This is a genomic window from Candidatus Stygibacter australis (assembly GCA_030765845.1).
In the GTDB taxonomy this organism is placed as follows: domain Bacteria; phylum Cloacimonadota; class Cloacimonadia; order Cloacimonadales; family TCS61; genus Stygibacter; species Stygibacter australis.
On sequence record JAVCDJ010000110.1, the window covers coordinates 1 to 24562 of the forward strand.

A 24562-nucleotide genomic window follows, 5' to 3' on the forward strand; every position below is an offset into this window, starting at 1 on the left:
GGAAAAAATAAATAATAATCAATATGAAAACGAAATTACTTCTCCTGATCATAAGCTTTTTAATAGCAATTGCGCTAAATGCTTTGCAGGTATCAGGATATGTAATAGATGCGGAAGAGAAATATCTGGATCAGGTGTTGGTAAAAAGCTCAGCAGGATTTGATATTACAGGAGAAGATGGGGTCTATCAACTGGAAGCTATTAATCAGGATACCCTGATCTATCATAAGCTGGGATATCAGGATATCACCCTGCCTGCGGGTTCAATTCCTGCTAAACTGCAAATGGAACGCCTTCCCATCACGATTTCCGGTAGAGCAGTATCTGAAAGAAGCGATCCGCTTCGGCAATCTGTTCAGCACCTGATACCCAGTGAGAACAACAATTCAGAAAATGAATCTCTGGCTGGTTATATTGCAGCAGAAACCGGATTACAGCTTTCGGGGACCCGCACAGCAGGTACACAACAGACTCTTAAAATCCCTGGATATGACAGCCGGCACACGCTGGTGATGCTGGATGGAATCCCCTTAAACAGTCCAGGGGAAGAATTTGATTTCTCCCGTATTCCGCTTAATCTGATCTCGGAAATTGAGATCCGTCCAGCTTCCGGGATTGCCGGCTCCGGGGCGATGGGTACAGTCATCAACCTGAAAACGAATTCCCCCGTAAAGCCATTGCAACTGGAAACTTGTATCAGTTATGGCTCTTTTGGTCATTATTCAGCAAATCTCAGCTATAGTCGTCACAGCGAACGGTTCAATTTACAGACAGATATCATTTATCAGCAGGCGGAAAACGATTTCACTTATCCAGCACCCAAAGAGTGGAATACAGATAGTAAGTACTTGACACGCGAAAACAACTCCTTTTGGCAGGCGGATATATCTTCCTTTTTCACTTATCGCTCAACCTGGGGGAACTGGGATTTCAAGGGGTATTACACTAATTTCTTCCGCATGCTGCCAGGTGCTGTAAATAATCCAGACCTGTTTTATAAAGCCCGAATCTCGGGAGATATAATTAAATTTCAGGCTAACTGGAAATACAACTTGCAGAATTTTCAATTTATTACTCGCTTCTGGAATAATACCGAAAAAACAATTTATGATAACACCAGGCTAAAGGAGCCATATAATCAATATTTATATTATTATATCTATGGTAAAAACTATAAGCAGAGCAGAGGAATAAGACCCATTATCGAGTGGGAACCAAACCAGAATATCAAATTGAAACTGGGTGGAGAAGAGCTGATTGAAAGCTATCAATATAAAGAAACCACTAATGAGGTGAGTTCCATACCAGAAATTGAGAGAAGTTCCTATGCATTATTTTCTGAAGCTGCCCTCAATCGGGAATTGGGTGATTTTACTCCCTGGTTGAAGTTTGCTGGACGTTATGATTATGCTCAGGATTTCTCCCCGGAACAAAACGGGAGCATAATCGGCGGGATTAATTATGAAAAAGAGCTTCTGATATCTGCATCAATAGGCAGGCTCCGGGGATTTACACTTCCTTCATTTTATAGTCTGTACTGGAAGGGGGATGCCGAAGCAACCGGTAATCCTGACCTGGTTCCGGAAACCAGTGATGGAATTAAACTTGAAGGCAGTATCCAGTATCAATCGAACACTTTAAGTGTATCATGGCGTGATGATCAATTGGAGAATATGATCATCTGGATCCAGGATTTCAATTACGCCTGGAAACCCATTAATCTGGGTGCAGCAAGCGTGAAAAATCTAGAATATAGATGCACATTGAATCCCATTAAGAACCTTAAACTGAGCGGAATTTATACCCAGACCATAACGGCAGATAAAACCAGACTGGCAAATGGTGAACCTTCAGCTTTTTATAATAAAGAACTTATCTACACACCAGATTATCAGGGAAATATTGCCTTAAACTGGACTCCAGGAGATTTCATATTCAATCTTAATATGGAGTTCACAGGCAGCCAGTGGACTACGCGTGATCAATTGACAGAAGAAAAATTATTATCAGAATATCAGCTTTATAACTGCTCACTGGGCTGGAAAACACGCTATATGAAACTTGATATCACCTGGCTGCTGCAGGTCAATAATCTGCTTAATGAATATTATTATATTTATGAATATATGCCCCAACCCGGCAGAAATCTTAATTTATCAATAAAAATTAAATATAGGTGAAATTATGAGAAATTATGTTTTGCTCTTACTATTAACAATCGGTTTTCTGCTCAATGCATCCGTGCTATTTGTATTGAACAGCGGTAGTGAAACGCTTTCCCTGATAGATCTGGAAACTGGTGAGGTGGATAATGCCTTTGCTGCTCTAGGCTATATGCCAAACAGGTTTGTTTGCAACACCCAGTATATTTATGTGGCAAATTCGGGTGACAACAGTGTGCAGAAAATTGATATTAACACAGGCAGCACGATAACCAACATTTATCTGGGAACAACTGTTAATCCTTATGATCTGACTATCGATGAGGATTTTCTCTATGTATCCGGAGGACTTTCAAATCAGGTATATAAAATAGATCTAGCTACAGATGAGGTAGTTGACCAGACAGCTGTGGGAGGAAATCCTGCTGGTATGGCAATATCAGAAAATAAACTCTATGTTGGTAATACAGATTATATGACAAACTATAGCAATTGCTCTGTCACAGTAATTGATCTAGCAGAATTTGTTGTTATCACCACAATTCCTACAGAGGTAAATCCCCAGTATCTGCTGGCTGAAGACGATCAGGTTCATGTTTCCTGCACCGGCAACTGGATAGACATGATGGGTAATATCCAGATAATTTCTGTTATTACAGATACTATTATCCACACAATTGAGATGGGTGGTCAATGTGGAGACCTTACCATTACCCCTGACGGTACAATTTATGTGGGAGACGCCCAGAATGCAGCAGTTTATGCTTATGATGCAGCTACCTGGGAAGTAATATACTCTCCAGCAGAACCCTTTATACCCGGGGGCAGTGTAGTGGAAGCGGATGACACTAATCTTGCGATTTTAGGTGGAGAATGGGGGCAAAATTTCACTGTCAATCTTTATGATCTTGATGAAACGATTCTTGATAACTACCTGGTGGGATTATATGCAATTGACATGAAGTTCCAGCCTCAGCAGTCCTCCACAAATGAAAATTATATTACAAATGCTCCTGACATCATCACATATCCCAATCCCTTCTGCGATACAGTAAACTTTAAAACATCAGATTCACGCTGCCAGATAGAATCCCTAAAAATTTATGATATCAGAGGAAGACTGGTAAATGAGATTTCAAATACTGGCGTATGGGATGGAAAAGATAAATATGGACTGCCAGTTTCCTCTGGAATCTATCTTTCTAGAATAAAAACTTCTGCTAGATACTCCCAAATAAAGAGGGTAATAAAACTGTAATAATCCAGCATTATGGTCTTGAGATTTTTGTGGACTGAATGGACAGGATGGACTAAATGGACATGATGTATTGTTCGGGATTGAACTGGAAGAGAAAGAAAATAAACTTTGGAGTGTTGTGTGGAGCTTAAGATAAAAATTATATATTCAGAATTTCTGAATGAAGAAACAAGAAAAGGGATATTGAGCAAACTGAGAGATCATCTGGAAATAACAGGGACAACTATCATTGAAAGAGACATTGATTATGATGGGATCTTGATCTTGACTGGTGGGACAGAGCAGGCTGTGGTTGCAGAGATCAATCGACAGGATTTGGAGAAGATAATATTATTCACTCATCGGGGTAATAATTCACTGGCAGCAGCTCTGGAGATAACTGCATACTTTCAGAGACAGGACAGGGATGTGAAGATAATTGATCTGGAAGGACAAGACTTGAATTTAGAAACAGGTGGAAATCAGATAATTGTTGATAAAGCCAGATGCAGTCCGCTTGCCAGTAGAATAGGAGTCATAGGAGAACCATCAGACTGGTTGATCGCCAGTTCTTACCCGGAAGAAGTATTGCGCAACACCTGGGATACAGAATTAGTGAAAGTGAGTATTCCATATCTGAAGGAACTAGTGAGTAGATTTATGGTAGAATCAGAAAGTGGAGAACTTTTTCAATGTGCTGAGCAGGTAAAAGAACCTCAGGAGCAGGATTTGATCAATTCAGATGCAGCATATAAAGCCTTGAAGCAGATAATATCTGAATATGAACTGGATGCAATTACTGTCCGCTGCTTTGATTTGGTGGTTGATAATAAAATGACTGCCTGTTATGCTTTAGGAAAGCTGAATTCTGAGAATTTCCCGGCTGGATGTGAAGGTGATATTGCCAGTATTACTGGTATGGTGTGGGCTCAAAAGCAGACAGGAAATATCCCCTGGATGGCAAATCCAGCCAGGATTGACTGGGAAAGATCTATTATAACCCTGGCACATTGCACAGCACCTTTGAATGCTTTGAAGCAAATAGTGCTGCGATCCCATTTTGAATCCGGACTGGGAGTGGGCATTCAAGGTAAGTTGATTTATGATGAGGTGACATTATTTCGCCTGGGAGGAAAGTATCTGGATGATATCTGGGTTGCAGAAGGCAGAGTGACCGGACATCTGCAGGAAGAAAATCTCTGTAGAACTCAGCTTGAGATCAGCATTGATCAAGATGAACTAACTAAACTACTTGAAAGACCACTGGGAAATCATCTCCTGGTTTTGCCGGGGAGATTTAAAAGAGAATTTTTAGCCACGGATTTGCACGGATTAATGTGATGTAAGAAAACTTAACCGGGAAAAAGAGAAAATTTATTTACAATATCTTGAGCAATTCTTCATAAACAATCTGAGGGTTGATAGTTTTCATGCAGTTGAAGTGGTGTAGGGGGCAGACATCACTGCCATGGAGTGAGCAAGGTGAGCAGGATAGATTTTGAGTGATGAGCACATTTTTATCATTAAGCGGGGCAAAACCGAGCTTGGGAGATGTGGCACCAAAGATTGTGATCTGAGGTTTATTGAGTGCAGCTGCCAGATGAGCAGGACCACTGTCATTTGCTATTACTACCTTTGCTTTATTAATAAGAGAGATTAATTGTCTGATACTGGTTCTGGCACAAAGATCAATAACCTGATCATTACATTGTTGGATAATTTGGGCAGATAATTGACTTTCTGATTTACCTCCCGCCAACACAACCTGAAAATCTGGAGAAATCCTATTGATCAATTCGATAAAATATTCCGGCAGCCATTTTTTGGTAAAACTGGTGGCACCGGGGAAAATGAGGATGAAATTGCCATTTTGCAGTTTATTTTCTTTCAGCTGCACATTTGCGGAATCATCTGCGGTAATTTGGGGATAGCGCGATTGAGGAGTGATATTGATCTTTTTTAGGGCAGAATAATAGAGATCAAGAGTGGATGAGATGGATTGAGAAGTAGTGTGAGCAACAATATTTTTTCTCAAGCGATGAGCTTTATTATATACGGATTTTATCGTAGCTCTGCAGAATGATCTGATAAGGGCAGTATTAGGTTTATTGTGCAGATCAATCAGGATGTCATATTTTACTTTGGAAAGCTGCAGCAGTGAAGAGAGATCATTGTTCCAGTCAAGAGTTTTCACCTGAGTGGGAAAAGCGGAGACAATATCTTTGAAAGCGGGTTTGACCAGATAGGAAATCTCTGCCTGGGGATAGAGTTCTGCAAGCGTCCTGATAATCGGTTCAGTGAGAACAATGTCTCCTAAAGAGGACAGTCTTATAATCAAGATTTTCATCATATTTCGTACCATTATCACCTTTATGTATATCATCAGAAGTAATATTTCATAATACTGTCAACAAAAAAGGGCTAAAGAGTTTTTGACAAGCATTGAGACTGTTCAACATCACGTCGCCCCCTTTAACAACTTACGCTTCAAAATATCAATAATATTGCACACTTTCAGGTTTTCTTGACAAATATGTGTCAAATCAAGGTCATTAAAAAAGTATTTTGTAAATATATTGAATTATTGATCGCTTCTTTCAACCATAAATTTGTCCACATTCTGTCAGGGATGTGCACTTTATAAGCCCAATGTTGATTTCCTGCTTATTGATCAATTACTCAGCATGAACAGACCCCTATACCCTCTTCTTAGCAGCATACTGGTAACACCTTAGTGTCTCAACTGGGCTACGCATAACATTATTTTGTTATGCGGAGCCCAGTTGAGACACTAAGGTGTTACCCCCTTGTTGCTCAGTCAAGTCCCAAATGTTGGTGTAAATGTATTTGTTTATTTCCTAAGGTCTGGTGTAAATTAAAAAGGCGTAAAATAAGATCTTTTTATTCTTCTAAATTCAGCCAGTAGAATGTCGGTTTTGCTATTTGTCCATATTTTGTCCGGGATGTGCACTTTATAAGCCAATGTTGATTTCCTGCTCTATAAATCAATTACTTAGCTTGAACAGTCTCAGTACAAGGGTTGGAGTACAGCCATACAGACGCCCAAAGGCAGAACATTTCGTTTTTGAGGAAGAAATGTCGTATTATCCAATAATGATAGAATTCGATGATATTGTTCCTGATGAAATTGGAGTTATTGTCAATGGTGTTTGCAAAGGAGCGGAGGTTGTTGATGATCCGGAGAGATTTATGTTACGGGCTTATGTTTTTAATGAACCGTCAGGAAACGAACTGGAATTCAGGTTCTATAAAGATGGAAAGGAATACGATGCAGAATATGAACTGGTTAGTATCAATCAGGAATATCGTCCAGGAAAGCTGACAACCGGCAGTCTGGAAGACTATGCTTTCATCAGTTTCGGTACACCAGCGGAAGAAGCCCCACCGGTTGATATGGAACTGAAAACATACCCGAATCCGTTCAATCCTTCGTTAACGATTTCCTGTAATATTGCTTAAGAAAGCGACGTTAACCTGACCGTTTATAATATTAAAGGTCAGAAAGTGAAAACACTAATCGAAAATGAGCATTATCAGGCAGGAATGCATCTGGAACATATCTGGAACGGAGTTAACGAAAAAGGTAGAACAGTTAGTGGTGGAGTGTATATGATCCGTATGAAAGCAGGAAAGGACACTCAAACGAAGAAGGTTATTTTACTTAAGTAAATACCTTTATTAATTTAATCAAACTCTGGCATTTCTTTGGAAATGCCAGAGTCTTTTTATATTTTATTTTTCATAATATTCTATCGGGTTATGGTTTTAGAAATTTTGAAGAGTAAGTGAATAGATCACAGTTTCAGAGATAACTATATCTCCCAGAGAAGACAATCTAATGATCAATATTTTCATTAATTTCCCATTATTATTCTAATCTAATATCATGGAGAAACCAATATTGCTATTCTGTCAATTAAAAAATAGAAAAAGAAGTTAGCTAATCTTGTTTTAATTTTGTTAAGGGATAATTATAAGTTACTGTCAGGAAGCGTAAATAAGGCAATTTTAGTTGTTAGAAAAAACAGGTGAAAAACATTGACAATAATAAACATGATAAGATTTTATGGTTAGTAGAGTCTAAAAAAATGATGGAGGCACTCATGAATAGAAAAATATCAAATTTTCAAGCGATTTTGATTTTAATTACCTTGCTTCTTACTTTAAAGATATATGCCTTAGAAGTAATAAATCCGGTACCAACCAACGGAACTGCGAATCCCACTAACGTCCAGGTAAGATTCAGATTACAACCAGATACTGCTGCAGTTGCGCCAACAACAGTAAATATTACTATCAATAATATTACATTTAATCATGAAGACGATGAAGTGAATTATTATCTAATGAGTTCAGATTATATTTTTTCATTTGATCCGTTAGCAGGTTTTTTTGATTATGGAGACTCTGTAAATGTAGTAGTAACCGCCCAGAACACAGAGGGAGTACCAATGGAGCCATATAGCTGGTATTTTTACATATATGAGGACTTAACTCCCCCCTTTATTGTGGCATATGATCCTACTCCAACAGGAGTGGATATGGAAGTAGATGATGATATAATATTTGATGTAACAGATGTGGCCTCGGGAGTAATTCGGGATTCAGTAACTGTCCAGATAACGTCAGATACGGGGATAAATGATGGGGTATATAATTTAAGCGGAGATTATTTAATTTACCAGCCGATAAGCGGTGGTTATCGTTATACCCTTGATCTACCGGGAGATTTTGATAATAATGAGTCCGTAACAGTAACAATATACGCCATTGATGAATCGGGAAATGAGTCTTTGGAGAGTTATATCCTTCACGTAACTTTTGTATATGAGACCTATACCACAGCATGGGCACCCTACCCGAATCAGACGAATGTGAATGTTAATACAACGATATTTTTTGAGATACTTAACATGGTAGACAGTGTATATGTGGACAGCACGACAATTCTGGTTCGGATTCAGGAACAGGGTGTGGCAACACCACAGCTATATACCTATGACAATAACAATGTAGATATTCAACCGCGATACAATGCTTTTAATGAGTTAACCGGCTATCAGGTAACAATTATACCAGTATATCCTTTTGGCTATAATAATCTGGTGAATGTGCGGATCGATGCAACGAACAGTTTGGGTGAAGATATGGAGACCGACATCTATTCGTTTACTACCTGGAACGATGAAACAGCGCCCTATATCTCTGATCGGAATCCGGCAAGTAATGAAGAAGATGTTGCTTTAGACAGTCCGATATCATTCTGGGTAACAGATGAGCGTTCAGGAGTAGATATTAGTACAATGGAAGTCTATGTGAACAGTAATGTGGACAGTATCCTTTTCATGGAACAGGATGCTTTATTTACTTATGAACCAATTGATGACGGTTATGCAGTGACCGTAAATATGCCGATCCCCTTTGGTTCAGAAGAATTGATCAATGTAGAAATAATAGCCTACGATAATCTGGGTAATCAGCGTTTAGACAGCTATCATTTTACAACAGTGATAGATAGTGAAGATGAGACTCCGCCGTTTTTATGGTCAATATCACCAGAAAATGGAGCCACTAATTTGCCTTTAGATACTGAGATCAGTTTTTATGTATATGATTTTGATCCAGGAGTAGATCCTACAACTATCGATTTGCGGGTAAATGCAACCAATATAAATGCTAGTAATTTTACAATTGAAGCAGCCCCTGAATTTGGTTTGACTGAAGATGAGCATTACCGGGCATATCATGTGAGTTATCAATTGAGTGGATACAGTGAAGGCCCAATAACCTGGCAGTCACGAGCAGACGATTATCTGGATAATCACTATAATCAATATTATCAGGAAGAACCATTTACTTTTGCAATTGTGGAAAGTGAACCACCATATATGAACCTGCCAGCAGAATTTGTCTTTCTTGAGGATCATGATTATGTAATAGATTTCAGGGATTATGCCGGTGATCCGGATGGGGAATTTCCCGATCTGTCAGTAATCGGTGATAATAATATCAATGTGGATATTGCTGATTATATGGTTACCTTATCCACTGAAACAGAGAACTGGAATGGAGAGGAAACACTTACATTCACAGTAACTGATGGCAGTGGTACAGTAAATGATGCGGTGCTGGTGAGGGTAATACCAGTTAATGATGCTCCGGTGATAAATTTACCTGTAGATGGGTTCACTTTTGCTGAGGACAGCAGCAACTGGGTAGATTTTGATGTATATGTGAGTGATGTTGATGCCGGAGACCAGTTATTATTACAGGCGACTGGTAATATATCAGTGCTGATTGCCTTTAATGGACTGGACGTGAATATATCATCTTCACCGGACTGGAACGGTACAGAAGATGTAACATTTACCGTATTTGACAGTGGACAGCGAACAGGAACCAGTCAGACAATTCCGATCATATTTGTAGCATCACCTGATTTACCAGAACTGGATCTGCCTAATATGATAATAATAGCAGAAGATGGAGAGGAAGAAATTGATTTTACTGAATATATTTACGATCCTGAAGGGTTGGAAATTGAGCTTGGTGCAGATGCCAATAACAATATCAACATAAATATCCAGGGAACTATGGTAACACTAACGCCAGATGAGGATTACTGGGGCGAAACTGAATTGACCTTTAGAATACGTTATACAGGGCAGACCTGGGTAGAGGATAATACTATAGTACGCGTACTGCCAGTTAATGATCCTCCAGAATTGAATCTGCCGCCACAGGTGAGTATTGATGAAGATAGTCAGCTAATATTAGATTTCAGCCAGTATGTAAGCGATGTTGATAACGATAATTCAGAAATATATCTGGGTTATTATGGTAATCAGCACATTGCTGTAAATATAGACTCAACGACAGTAACATTGATCCCGGAAGGTGACTGGAATGGCAGTGAGGGGATTTATTTTGTAGCCCAGGATATTGGTGGAGCAGCAATTACGGCGCAACTAACAGTCAATGTTAATCCCATGAATGATGACCCTGAGATCAATTTTCCACCGTATATAGAATTTGCTGAGGATACTAATGGTGTATTTGATCTGAGCAATTATATTACCGATATAGATGGTGATGATCTAGTGATTGAGATTACAGGAAATGACAGTATCAGTCATGAATTAATTGGTATGACAGTAACCTTTAGTGCACCAGAGAACTGGTTTGGAGCAGAGGATTTGGATTTTGCTGTTTCTGACGGAATGGGAGGAAATGCCAGTGGCAGTCTGGAAGTTAGGGTTTATAGTGTAAATGATGCACCAATCATGAATTTGCCAGACTTTATCAGTTTTGATGAAGATAACACTTTATTTGTAAATTTTGCTGACAGTCTTTGGGTGATTGATCTGGATGGTGATGCTTTAACAATATTACCTTCGGGCAACAGCAATATATTCACAGAAGCAAGCGGAGCAACAGTTGTATTCAGTGCAGAAGAGAACTGGAACGGCAGTGAAGAGATCACATTCCATACTTTTGATGGCAATAGTGGAGTAGTGTTTAGTACAATGACAGTAGTAGTAATTCCGGTAAATGATGCACCCGCGATCAATTTACCCAGAGAATTCAATCTGGAGGAGAATGATGAATTTGTAATAGATATGATGGCATATATTACAGATGTGGATTTATATGATTATCCTAATCCCGATGAATTGACCATAACTTGCCCGGGAAGTGAACATATAACGGTAGAGATAGATAATGAGGATATGGAAGCAATAATAATTCCTGATCCAAACTGGATAAATACCGAGGTATTAACCTTTACCGTGGAAGATGAAAGTGAAGCGTCGGCGAGTGATGATGTTGATGTGATTGTCACGTCGTGGCAAAATAATCATCAGCCAGTAATTAATCAAATACCAGCCCAATATTTTGATGAAGATGATGAACTGACTATTGATTTTGTGGCAGCAGGTTTTGTGACAGATTCAGATGGCGATGATCTGATAATTACGATATTTGATAATCAGCTGGTAGAGGCTGCTGGAAGTGGTCTGGGATCAGTGATAACCTTCTCAGCCGGAGAAAATGTAAATGGCTCGGAAGAGGTCAGCATACTGGTAGATGATCAGCATGGTGGTTATGATCAGGGGACTATGAATATTGTAATAAACCCAGTAGAAGACGTATTACAATTCAATATAACCGGGACTTTCAGTGTTGTTACAGGAAGTATATTATCAAAAGATATGAGTGAATATGTGGTCGATGTCGATGATGGAAATCTGTTTTTTACCTGGGAAGGAAATGAAAATATCAGTATAACACAAGTGGAGCAAAGCTCAATTGTTAATATACAAGGCATAGGTGGATGGATTGGATCAGAGACGGTAACTTTTACAGTGACAGATTTTTTCCAGCCGGTATCAGATTCAATATTGATCCAAGTCACCACAGGAGATTGGAATCATGCACCTGAATTTGTAAATTTGCCTGAATCTTTTACTTTTGATGAAGATACCCAATTTGAGTTTGATTTTACGGATTACATTTTTGATCCAGACACAGATCCGGAAGATGATCACCTATTGATGGTAACGGATCTTTATAATGCATTACATATCCAAATCACTGGTCTGGAAGTAACCATTTGGGCTAATGATAACTGGAATGGTGAGGATGAACTTGTAACGTTCTGGGTATATGATACATCACCCGGTGGCGGCAGGGCTTATGATACAGCAATTATACCGATAATAGTTGATGCGGTTAATGATGCCCCCTGGATAGAATTACCGACAAGTTACACCTTTATAGAAAATGATGATTTGACTGTTGACTTAAATGCTTTTTACGGAGATGTTGATGGGACAACGCCTTTTTTAAGCGGGATTAATGGAGATCATATTGCAGTGGAGGTAACCGGATCAGTCGTAACTTTTACTGCAGAAGATGATTGGGTAGGAGCAGATACCTTGAGTTTTATGGTGAATGATGGTGTTGAAGCAGCCACAGATAGTATTTTGGTAATCGTAACGGAAAGCAGTATAAATAATCCACCTGTGATATCAGAGGCTTTTCCGGATTCGATTGGATTTGATGAGGATACAACATATCCGTTGGATTTCAATGATTATGTGACTGATGAAGAGGGGGATGACTGGATGGTTACTTTTGCCGGGAATCAGTATATAAGTACTTCAGTCAGCAATAATATTGCTACCTTCCATCCGGCAGCCAACTGGAATGGCAACCGAAACTTGAATTTTACGGTCTATGAGCTGCGAAGCAGAGATCAGGTTTCAGGACAAATATCTGTCACTGTATTTCCTGTAAATGATGCCCCAGTAATTAATATCACGCAGGATATAATTATTGAAGAAAACGATGACCCTAACTGGGATTTTTCACAATTTATCTCCGATATTGATAGTTATAGTTTAGAATTAACTGCTACTGGTAATGATACTATCTATATTGAAATCCTGGGAGATGTAGTGCACTTTGATCCTTTAGATAACTGGTATGGAGTTGAGTCAGTAACATTTACTGTATCCGATGGTTTCCTGCAGGATAGTCAATTAGTAATTATTGAAGTAGTTCAGGGAAGTTTTAATCATGCTCCAGAAATAAATGTGCCAGAACCAATCACACTTGATGAGGACGTTGACCTGGAAATAGATTTTGCTCCCTACCTGTATGATGCAGACGGAGATGAACTGGCTTTGAACGTGGAATACAATGAGAGCGTGGTGGCAACAATAGAAGGATTGATAGTAACCTTTAGACCGAGCATGAACTGGTATGGAGATGTTAATCTGGAATTCACGGTCTATGATACAGAGCCGGGGAATCGTTCATCTGCCAGTCAGGATGTACAAATTGTGGTAAATTCTGTAAATGATGCACCTGAGCTTGATCTGCCTGACAGTTGGGAATTTGCTGATAATGGAAGTTTAACGGAAAACTTCAGAGATTATTCCTTTGATGCTGATGGAGATTTATTGACTATTACCTGGGATGGTAATGAGAATATCAATATAGCCAGAGATGGTTATCTGATCACCTTTACATCACCAGAAGGATGGTATGGCACGGAACTGATCAATTTCCATGCTACTGATGAAGGTATTCCACAATTAACAGCTACAGACAGCGTGCAGGTTACAGTAACATTGGGAGCAAATAATCATCCACCTCAATTGACCTTGCCGGATACACTAAGTTTGCAGGAAGATGTGGCGACAGAATTTAATTTTGGACCTTATATGTATGATCAGGATGGCGATGATCTGATAATAACGGCTGGATATAATGCAAATATTGGCTTTACAGCAACAGATAGTCTGGTAACTTTGATGCCGGCTGCGAATTATTTTGGCAGTCAGTTGATGACCTTTACAGTTTATGATTCTCAGGGAGGTAGAGCCTCTGTCAGTCAGGAAATAACTATTGATGTTACTCCGGTGAATGATGCACCTACTATTGATTTACCGGCTTCGATCACTTTCTCAAACAGTGAGCAATATCCAGTGGATTTTGCTCCCTTTATGAATGATGTGGATGGAGAAACTTTGGTACTGACCGCGGAAGGCTGGAGTGGAATCACCGTTTTTATTGCCAATACAACGGTAATATTTGATGTAGTGGATGAATATAGTGGTACAGAAAATATCACGTTTACAGTAACTGATGGGATTGGTGAAACTGATAATGGCGTAGTGCAGGTAACAGCAGTAAGTGGAAACGTGAATACTCCACCAGTGATCCAATTGCCAGAGGAGGGGTTTACCTTTGCAGAAGATGGTGAACTGGTGATAGATTTTGAAGCAGAAGGTTACATAAGTGATATTGATGAGGATCCTTTGAGTTTGTTGGTTTATGGAAATGAAAATATCCAGGTAACTATTAATGGAGCAGAGGTTACTTTTACATCAATTCAGGACTGGTATGGGGATGAGGATTTAGCTTTTTATGTATTTGATGATATGGGTAGGGAAACTGCATCTGATGAAGTGAATGTGGTCGTAACACCGGTTAATGATGCTCCTGTTATCAATCTTCCTCCGCAATTGATGTATACAGAAGGTGAAGGACTCTATAATCAGCAATTCAGTAATTATATCTCAGATGTTGATGCTGGAGATGAATTGACTTTATCCGTGGAAGGGAATGTAAATATTGATGTCGAAATAAGACTTTTGGGGAATAATATTATTTTAGTGGATTTCAGTTCAGATTTGGGATTTTCTGGTACTGAGACAATGACTTTTACAGTAACCGATCAAGATAGTCTATCTGCAAGTGACAATATCAGTATTATTGTAGATCCTGGAGAATGGAACCATGCTCCTGAGTTTACGGATTTGATGCCCACCGCAGTAAGCATCAAAGAAGATACAGAGTGGGAAGCAGATTTCACTGGCTATGTTTCTGATCAAGACCCAAATGACGAGATAGTTTTGCAGGTGAGTGATGTGGATAATATAGACGTATTTATTGATGGTCTTGACGTGCGGATAGTTCCGAATGCCAACTGGTATGGTTCTACAGCAATACACTTTACTGCTTATGATACTGAAACAATAAGAGCTTCTGCTGAAGCTTCAATGACCTTCACTGTTCGTCCGCAGAATGATGATCCGGTGCTTAATTTACCCACATATATATCATTTGTGGAAAATGACATCTTGAGGATCAACTTTGCGAATTATATTCAGGACGTGGACGGTGATGCAGTGAATATAAGCTGGGAAGGTAATGAGTATATCATTGTTGATCAGGGTGGCGGATATAATATCGATTTCAGTGAAGATGATTTTTATGGAATAGAAGATATCACCTTCAGAATAGAAGATGACAGCACAGGATTTGATACTGATATCATGAGTGTGGAGGTGCTTCAGGGACAATGGAATCATGCTCCCACAATCGTTTTGCCAGATCAATTTATTATGGATGAGGATATCCCTCAGCAGTTTGATTTTGGACAATATATTGATGATATTGATGACGATGACCAATTGATAATTACCTGTGCATATAATGAACATATCACGGTTTCTATAATAGAAGATACACTGGTATATCTGATACCAGATGAGGATTTTAATGGCATTACAACTTTATATTTCAACGTGATAGATAATGTGATTGATGACAGAGCAATCGCTTCAGATAATGTAGAGATAATAGTTAATCCTGTAAACGATGCGCCCACAATAGAATTACCAGAAGAGCTGTCCATGACGCAGGAGGAATACTTATTTGAGAATTTCTATTTCTTTGTGGATGATGTGGATGGAGATGCGCTGTTGCTTACGGATGGTGGAGCTAATCATCTTAATATAACTATCGCTAACGGTTTTATGGTTACAATTGAACCTCAGGATGAAATCTGGTTTGGTGAAGAGGAAATCAGCTTTACTGTTATGGATCCAGACAGCCTCACAGCAACCGACAGTATGATCATCAGGGTTTATCAAGGTAGTAGTAATACACCGCCCGAGATCAATCTTCCGGCAGAAGGCTTTACGTTTGAAGAAGATGGAGAACTGGTAGTAGATTTTGAAGCAGAAGGATATATATCTGATGCTGACCCGGGAGATGAACTATTTATTTCAGTAACTGGTAATCACCAAGTGATCATAGAAATAGATGGATTTGAAGTTACTTTCACAGCAGAACCTGATTGGTTTGGCTCAGAAGAAATGCTTTTTTATGTGTTTGATGATATGACTGGCAGATCAACAGCTTCAGATAATGTGGAAGTGATTGTCACTCCGGTTAATGATGATCCAGTAATAGTTTTGCCTGCCAGTTTTATAATCAGTGAAGATCTTTTAAATCCAGAATATTCCCTGAATTTGGGTCCCTATATTTCTGATATCGACACAGATGATGATTTTCTGCAATTGAGTTTTTCTGGAAATGAGAATATTGAAATAGAATTAATACAAGGTACTTTCGTAATTAATATCTCAACGGTAGAGGCATTTATAGATACGGAAGCAGTAACCTTTACCGTAACTGACGACAATCTGGGTGAAGGTTCAGATACTGTAGATATCATTATCGAAGCAGGTGAAGATAATCATGCCCCAACGATAGTTTTACCAGATAATTTTGATCTGGTGGAAGATCAGCAGGATGCACTCTTTAATTTTAATAATTACGTAGATGACGCTGATGGTGACGATATGGTGATAACTGCAGGAAATTATGAATACCTGGAATTTGATATAAATCAGTTATATGTGACCATTACTCCAGAGCCGAATTGGTTTGGTACGCAGCGGGTAGATTTTGTGGTTTGGGATACTCAAGGCAGAGCATCAGCAACTGATTTTGTAGATGTGATTGTAGCTCCTGTAAATGATATTCCGGTGATGGTATTGCCAGATAGCATTGTCTTTGAAGAGAATAGTCAAATAGAAGTAGATTTTGCACCCTATCTAAGTGATGTGGACGGTGACCAGCTTTCTATCAGTTGGGAGCTCACAGATAGTATAGATGTATCTAATTTCAATTACAGAGTTTCATTTGAAGCTTTTGAAGATGATTGGTATGGTAGTGAAATGATCACTTTTAATGCCGCAGACGGCAGTTCATCAGTTAGTGATTCCGTATTAGTGGTAATCCAGCGGGGTAGCTGGAATCATGCTCCAGTATTGAATCTGCCAGATGCCTGGACAGTTGCGGAAGATGAGCAGTTGATTCTGGATTTTACTCCCTGGGCATCAGATGAAGATGGTGATGGGCTGCGTATATCCTATACTTATAATCCTTTAGTAAATATCCAGGTAAACGGGATGCAGGTGACTTTGATGCCTGCGGAGAACTATTTTGGTTCAGTAACTCTACAATTTAGTTTAATGGATAATGTGAGCAGGATTGAGGTACATGATTCAGCTATATTGAATGTAACTCCAGTAAATGATGCACCCACAATAGCACTTCCAGTTAGTGGTTTTGGTTTTAGTCAGTCAGATATACTCTATCAGAATTTCAATCACTTTGTAGATGATATAGATAGTAATAGTTTGAGTTTGAGTTGTGATCATATTGGAAATATCAGTGTGGGTATTGAAGAAATGATCGTCCACTTCTATCTGGAAGATACAGACTGGTCTGGTGAGGAAATGATCACTTTTGCAGTAACTGATGATAGCTTAAGTACCGCTATGGACTCAGTGAATGTAACAGTATTTCAAGGAAGTACCAATACACCTCCTGAGATAGATCTACCTCCATCACTGACTTTTAATGAAGATATGAGCCTGCAGTTAGATTTTGAAGCAGAAGGATATGTGAGCGATGAAGATGAGAATGATCAACTGGAACTCACAGTGAGCGGTAATGAAAATATCATTGTAAGTATTACCGGCACTTATGTGAATCTGAGTGCATCAGCTAACTGGTATGGAACAGAGCTTTTAACTTTCTGGGTAATTGATGAACAGGGGCAGGCAGAATCTGATAATGTACCAGTGATCGTAACTTCTGTAAATGATGCTCCAGTTATCGAATTTCCTGCGAGTGGATTTACATTCCAGGAAAATTCATCGAGAACTATTATTCTTAATGATTATTTTTATGACGTGGATAGCAGCAACCTTGATGTAGATTATACAGGTGATGATTTTATAATTGTAGATATCCAGCAATCAGGCAGTACTTATATTGTAGTATTTACAGCAATTGAAGACTGGGCTGATTCAGATACTCTTACCTTCACAGTAACGGATGATTATAATGAAACAGCATCTGCTGACGTTGTGATACACGTTACTCCGGGAGCTTTTCCCCATGCTCCGGTAATAAACCTGCCTGAGCAAATCAATTTCAATGAAGATGAAAATTATACTTTTAATATTATGCAATATATATCAGATGCGGATAGCAGTGATTACATTTTGATCTTCCCTCAACCAAGTAATCATATTGCTATCTCTATTGCCCCTGATACTCTGGTGACACTTACACCTGCTGCTAACTGGAATGGCACAGAAACAATCGGGTTTGAAATATTTGATAGCCAGAGTGGCAGCCGATTGTCTGCTTATGATGATATAGAAGTAACCGTGACATCAGTAAATGATCTGCCAGTACTCAATTTGCCAGAATTAATTGAGTTTGAAGATAGCACCACAGAAGTTCTTGATTTTAACCTGTTTGTAAGTGATGCTGATCAGGAAGTATTGCAATTGGATTTTGCTGGAAATGATACCATCCTGGTCAATATCGTTGGTTATTCGGTATATCTTGATCCTCCTGATGACTGGATTGGGGAGGAATGGATAACTTTCACAGTTACTGACAGTGTTGTGAGTGTTTCCGATAGTACACTGGTACGTGTGATATTAGGTGAATGGAATCATGCTCCGGAGATAAATTTGCCGGAGGAAGGTTTCACTTTGGCAGAAGATACTGAATTGCAAATCGACTTTTCGCAGTATATTTCTGATCCGGATGATGATGATTTGATAATTAATTCCATACCTGACCCGAATATTGCAGTAACTATTCAAAGTAGTTTGGTCACATTTATACCGGATACAAATTACAATGGAACCAGAACTATTACCTTTGAGGTGATTGATAACATAAGCAGATTGACTGCTATTGGGCAAGTACAGGTGATAGTAACACCCGTTAATGATCCACCAACACTCGTATTGCCACCCGAAATTGGACTTTCTCGAGATATTCCCCGATATGAGGTGTTTACACCCTTCATAAATGACGTTGACGATGATCCATCATTTACTTTAACATATAGTGGAAATGACAATATCTCGATCAATATTACCAATTTGCAGGTGACTTTCCTTTCCAACTGGGTAGGCTCAGAAATGATTACTTTTACGGTGTGGGATGAGTATAATGAATCTGCTACCGATAGTATGCTGGTAAATGTATATTCCGGTCAGGCAAATAATGATCCTGAGATCACGCTGCCAGACTTAATCACTTTTAATGAAGATGAATCTCTACAAGTGGATTTTAATCAGTATATCTATGATTATGATGGAGACGAACTTTCATTATTAGTAACCAATAATGCTATGATCACTGTAGATATTCAGGCAAATGAACTGGTAAATTTCTCAGCAGCAACTAATTGGTCAGGAACAGAAAGAATAACTTTTATTGTATCTGACGGTTACACGTATGCCATGGATTTTGTGGATGTGCAGGTTCTACCTGTTAATGATGCTCCCACTTTGAATTTACCTGCAGAAATAGCATTTACGGAAAATACAACTTTGGATATTCCTTTCCACTTGTATATGGCAGATGTTGATGGTGATAATCTGAATATAAACTATTCCGGAAATGACAATATTGATATTGAGGTTATTGCTACGACAGTCAGATTAAGTTGCAGTGGCTGGTTTGGTACAGAAGATATCACCTTCACGGTAGATGATGGAGAGGAATATTCTGCTCCTGATACAATCAGCGTTGAGGTTTATCAAGGAGTAAATAATCATGCTCCGGAAATTGATATGCCAGCCAGTTTAACATCTGAAGAAGATGTAGTATTAATAATTGATATGGAAGATTATGTGAGTGATCAGGACGATGAACAATTGATCATCGTAGTTAATGGAGAGATACATACTGATATTACTACTTATGGTTATGAAGTTTACGTTAATCCCGAAGATAACTGGAATGGTACAGAGACACTAACCTTTATAGTATATGATAACGTGATGCGAGCCAGTGCGAGTGACGTGGTTGATATTATCTTCACGCCAGTAAATGATGACCCTGTGATCAATCTGCCCCAGGCGGGATTTAATTTCAATGAGAATGCGTCCCTTGTAAGAGATTTCAATCAATATATTGATGATGTTGATAATGATCCTTTAACGCTCCAGTGCAGCGGTAACCAGCATATTCTGGTTGATATCGATGTGCTGGGAGTGGTATTTGATGCAGAAGAATATTGGAGCGGAACCGAAACACTCACCTTTACAGTTAATGATGGAAATGGTGGCTCTGCAGTGGATGAAGTGGATGTTACTGTCAATTTTGTAAATGATCCACCTTATATAATTACTCAAATCCAGAATATTGACATTCAGGAAGATTCTACTGATAGTTCAATAAATCTTAATAACATTTTTGGTGATCATGATCTTGATTATGGCGATGAACTGATTTACACCTGCTATGGTGACATAAATCTTCAGGTTATGGAAAATAATGGAGCAGTCACGATCACTCCTGATCCTGACTGGAATGGAAGCGAAACGCTCATATTCCGCGCAACAGATAGTGAAGATTTGTTTGTGGAAACGAGTGTGAATATCACGGTTGTTTCAGTTAATGATCTGCCAGTAGTTATTACTGATCCATCTCTAACTGCTCAGGCTGATACTTCTGGTTTTGCCAATGTCTGGCTCAGTGCCAATGATTCTTATGATATAGATGGTGAAATTTTAAGTGTAGTATGGAGCTGGACTGAAAATGGTGGCGGAAGTGTGGAAGGAATGATTGTGCAGCAGGCATTTATACCTGGATACTATGAGATCACAGTGACAGCTACTGATAATCAGACGGGCGAGGGTACAGCTACAGTATATTTATCAGTTGCTGATATAGATAACCAAAGTCCAATCGCTTATGATGATGTTTATGAAGTTTATGAAACTCAGGCACTGATAGTTCATGCCGTTAATGGGGTTCTGCATAATGATCAGGATCCAGATAATGGACCAGAAGGTTTGACAGCAGTACTGGTAAGTAATCCAATGAGTGGAATATTGCAAAGCTTTGAAGATACCGGATCATTTATCTATTTAGCTGAGGATATCACTAATCATGATGTTACATTTACCTATCAGGCTTATGATGGACAGGCTTATTCACTAATCAGAACTGTTCATATTACAGTTAATGAAATTGTGCTGGACGATGTTCAAATTACCATAAACAGTATAGATACCGGTGGTCAAAATGGCGTGCCGATAACAGTTCCAATTCTCACCACCGAGTTAATTCCAGACTGGGATGTTCGCAGTTTTGAGTTCGATCTGCAGTTTACCAATGGGATTGTGCAATATACAGGTTATAATCTCGATGAAGTCATAGTAGATAGTCTGGGAACGTTAACGATAGATGAAACTCGCGGTAACCTTCATTGTACGTATTCCAGTACAGAGGTGATCACTGGTGAAGGAGCCTTATTAAACATAGATTTCTTCTATAATCTGGGTCAAACACCAATGGAAGTAACTAATTTCTTTTTTAATCAGACAGAAATAGAGCATACGAACCCGGGAGCTGTGAATAATCATTATCCGCAACTTTCATCAGCCATTACTTTTACTGATACAATATTTGAAGATTTTGAACCTATAACAATTAATCTGGATGATCATTTTAACGATTTGGACGGAGATGATCTCAGTTATTCGGTGAGTTTTGATGAAGATTTGATATCAGCAGTTGTAACCGATAATATTCTGGAATTAAATTCGGTTTACAATCAATTTGGAAGCCCTCTTGTAACGGTGACAGCTACTGATGGATACACATTGACCCAACCCTATGTTTACCCATTTTATCCTGAGATAGTGCCCGTAAATGATCTGCCGGTTATCAACCTGCAGGACTTTATTACTTTCCCGGAAGACAGCAGTCTGGCTGTTAATATGTATGATTACGTATCTGATCCTGATTATGATAATCTTACGTTCAGTTGGTCTGGAAATACTGAGATAGATATTTCTGTTGAAAATATGGTTCTTACCTTTAGCTCTACACCTGACTGGAATGGGACAGAATTTATAACTATTAATGTAGATGATGGAGTCACTGGACGAGTGCTATCTTCTGATAGTCTGGATGTTATCGTAACACCGGTAAATGACCCACCAGTTCTGGCACTGCCAATTTCATTTTCAATCGATGAAGACGAGTCGGATTCCTGGGATTTTGCCACCGAAGGTTACGTAAGTGATCCAGAAGGTGATCAGATCATTCTGAGTGTGAGTGGTAACACAAATACTATATTTGAATTTGAAAGTACTAATGTCACTATTTCTGCTGCCGAAAACTGGTTTGGTAATGAATTTGTGTATTTCCATGCTCAGGATGATCAAGGTGCAGCAGCAGACAGTATGGAAGTGCAGATAATAGTGGGACCACTCAATGATCCTCCGGTGATTGATATTGATGATCGTTCTTTCTATATCCTTGAAAATAGCACACATGCTGAAAATACTATGAATTTTGCTGATTCTCTCTGGATTTATGATGTCGATGGAAATATTCTGGAACTTACTGTTGATGATGGTGTTGTGGATATTATCATTGAAGGATCCATCGTTTCCATTCAGCCCCCCGAAAATTCGACTCCTCGAGAGTATCGTACTTTTACTGTTAGCGATAATCAGGGTCGTGATTTTGATACTGATATTGTGGAGATCATTGTAATTCAGGATTCATTGGGAAATCAACCTCCGGTTATTGAATTACCAGTCAGTGGTTTTACTTATGCTGAAGATGAGCAACTGATGATCAATTTTGCGGATTCACTCACTGCGGGTTATGTTTCTGATCCTGATGATGATGATGTACTTATTATTGTGTATGGTACCCCAAATATTACTGCCAGAGTGGAAGGATTATCGCTCACTTTGGGCACTACTGCCAATTTCTTTGGAGCGGATGAAGTGGTGATAGAAGCTGTAGACAATATTACCAGAGCCAGCAGTATTGATACTTTCATTGTAAACGTTACTCCTGTAAATGATCCACCTGAAATTGATCTGCCAGATGACGGTATCATCCTGGCTGGTGAAATTGAGCGACAGGTCAACTTTGATCAGTATCTGCAGGATATGGATAATAGCAACCTTGAACTGACGCTTAGTACTTCTTACTCTGGTCCGATTAGCGTACAGGTAATCAGTACCACGGTTATCTTTAATGCACCCCCCAACTGGGGAGGTACGGAAATAGTACCTTTCAGTGTTATTGACGGAGGTAATATCCCTGCCATAGACAGCCTTCGGGTTATTGTGATACAGGAGGAAATAAATCATCCTCCAGTGATTGACTTGCCAGCTAATTTCACCTTCAATGAAGATGAAGAACTGCAGATTGATTTCACCCCATATATCACGGATCAGGATGAGGATGATTTGTTTATAAGCGCCACAGGCAATGATAGTATTTCTGTCACCATATCCGATTATAATGTGACACTGAGTGCAGAGGAAGACTGGAATGGTATGGAAACAATCACCTTCATTGTTTATGACAGCCGTAATAGAGCTTCAGATAGTGATGAGATTCAAGTGAATGTTTCTCCTGTGAATGATCCTCCTCGTTTTGATCCTGTATATGATTTCATTATGGAAAATGACCAGACTCTGGAGATTGAATTTGCCAATTATGTCAGCGATCTTGAAGGAGACAGCTTCTATCTTTCGTTATCTGAAGGTGAAGGACTGGAAATCACACAGGCAGCAACTAAATTCACCCTTATTCCTAATAATGAATGCCCGGAAGTGCAAAATCTCACTTTAACTGCCACAGAAAACACGTCAGGCATTTATTCTGAGATTTTATTTGGTTTATTCGTAAAAGCTCCAGCAATTGATCTGGATGCTTTAGCAAATGCTGTAGATAGTGGATTATTCACATTCTATGAGAATTCTGGAGAGCATATAATAGATTTCTCTCAATTCCTGCAAAGCGATTATGATATTACACTTACAACCGGGTATGACAGTTCCCCAGATAATGATTCTCTGTCAGTCATTCTTGATGGTTTTAATGTTACATTCACACCACAAAACAGTTGGATCGGAACAGTTTACATACCATTCACGGCTACCTATCTCTATGATAGGGCAAGACGTGATTTTGAGGTGAAAGTGACCGTTAGGGCAACTAAGAGTGGGGAAGATGTTGTTCCATTGCCCCATACAGTCACCTGGACTGATGAATATTGTGTTCTCAGAATTGATTCAGGAGAATCTCCCGGTGATATTACCGGAAAGATATTGAACCGGCGAGGGAGGTTGATCAAGGAACTAACCTCTGAACCGTTAAGAATGGGGCAAAACAGATATATTTATCAATGGTATAAAGATGATGATGATGGCAATCCTGTAGATGGTGGGTTATACATCTATCAGGTGGATGTTAATGG

At 39.0% G+C, this 24562-nt stretch carries 7 protein-coding genes; 6 read left to right on the forward strand and 1 reads right to left on the reverse strand.

Annotation, left to right across the window (positions count from 1 at the left end):
• Nucleotides 1-23 precede the first annotated feature (23 nt).
• The 3 genes from RAO94_05705 to RAO94_05715 all read left to right on the forward strand — a co-directional run bounded on the left by RAO94_05705 (nucleotide 24) and on the right by RAO94_05715 (nucleotide 4740).
• Nucleotides 24-2180: a TonB-dependent receptor plug domain-containing protein gene (locus RAO94_05705; protein ID MDP8321825.1), complete on the forward strand. Its 2157-nt coding sequence runs from the start codon at nucleotides 24-26 to the stop codon at nucleotides 2178-2180.
• 4 nt (nucleotides 2181-2184) lie between these two features.
• Entirely contained in the window at nucleotides 2185-3420 is a 1236-nt protein-coding gene (locus RAO94_05710; GenBank protein MDP8321826.1) for a T9SS type A sorting domain-containing protein, read from the forward strand.
• 120 nt (nucleotides 3421-3540) lie between these two features.
• Nucleotides 3541-4740, forward strand: a complete 1200-nt coding sequence (locus RAO94_05715; GenBank protein ID MDP8321827.1) for a hypothetical protein — start codon at nucleotides 3541-3543, stop codon at nucleotides 4738-4740.
• Nucleotides 4741-4777: 37 nt separating this feature from the next.
• Here the strand turns inward: RAO94_05715 and RAO94_05720 are convergent, their stop codons facing one another.
• The gene (locus RAO94_05720; GenBank protein ID MDP8321828.1) at nucleotides 4778-5749 is read right to left on the reverse strand and encodes a glycosyltransferase family 9 protein; all 972 of its coding nucleotides are present in this window, start codon (nucleotides 5747-5749) and stop codon (nucleotides 4778-4780) included.
• 764 nt (nucleotides 5750-6513) lie between these two features.
• On the opposite strand from RAO94_05720, the gene RAO94_05725 reads away from it, so the two are divergent.
• From RAO94_05725 to RAO94_05735, 3 genes are all read left to right on the forward strand, one after another.
• A complete protein-coding gene (locus RAO94_05725) occupies nucleotides 6514-6879 on the forward strand; it encodes a hypothetical protein (protein ID MDP8321829.1) in 366 nt (121 codons plus the stop codon).
• 15 nt (nucleotides 6880-6894) lie between these two features.
• Nucleotides 6895-7089, forward strand: a complete 195-nt coding sequence (locus tag RAO94_05730) for a hypothetical protein (protein MDP8321830.1) — start codon at nucleotides 6895-6897, stop codon at nucleotides 7087-7089.
• A gap of 434 nt (nucleotides 7090-7523) precedes the next feature.
• Nucleotides 7524-24562: tandem-95 repeat protein (locus tag RAO94_05735; protein ID MDP8321831.1), on the forward strand; the 17039-nt coding region annotated here is incomplete at its 3' end.

Bases quoted from the DNA above. Each gene is read 5' to 3' on its own strand.
- RAO94_05710 (MDP8321826.1), top strand. From the start codon at position 2,185: ATGAGAAATTATGTTTTGCTCTTACTATTAACAATCGGTTTTCTGCTC.
- RAO94_05720 (MDP8321828.1), bottom strand. From the start codon at position 5,749: ATGATGAAAATCTTGATTATAAGACTGTCCTCTTTAGGAGACATTGTT.
- RAO94_05705 (MDP8321825.1), top strand. From the start codon at position 24: ATGAAAACGAAATTACTTCTCCTGATCATAAGCTTTTTAATAGCAATT.
- RAO94_05725 (MDP8321829.1), top strand. From the start codon at position 6,514: ATGATAGAATTCGATGATATTGTTCCTGATGAAATTGGAGTTATTGTC.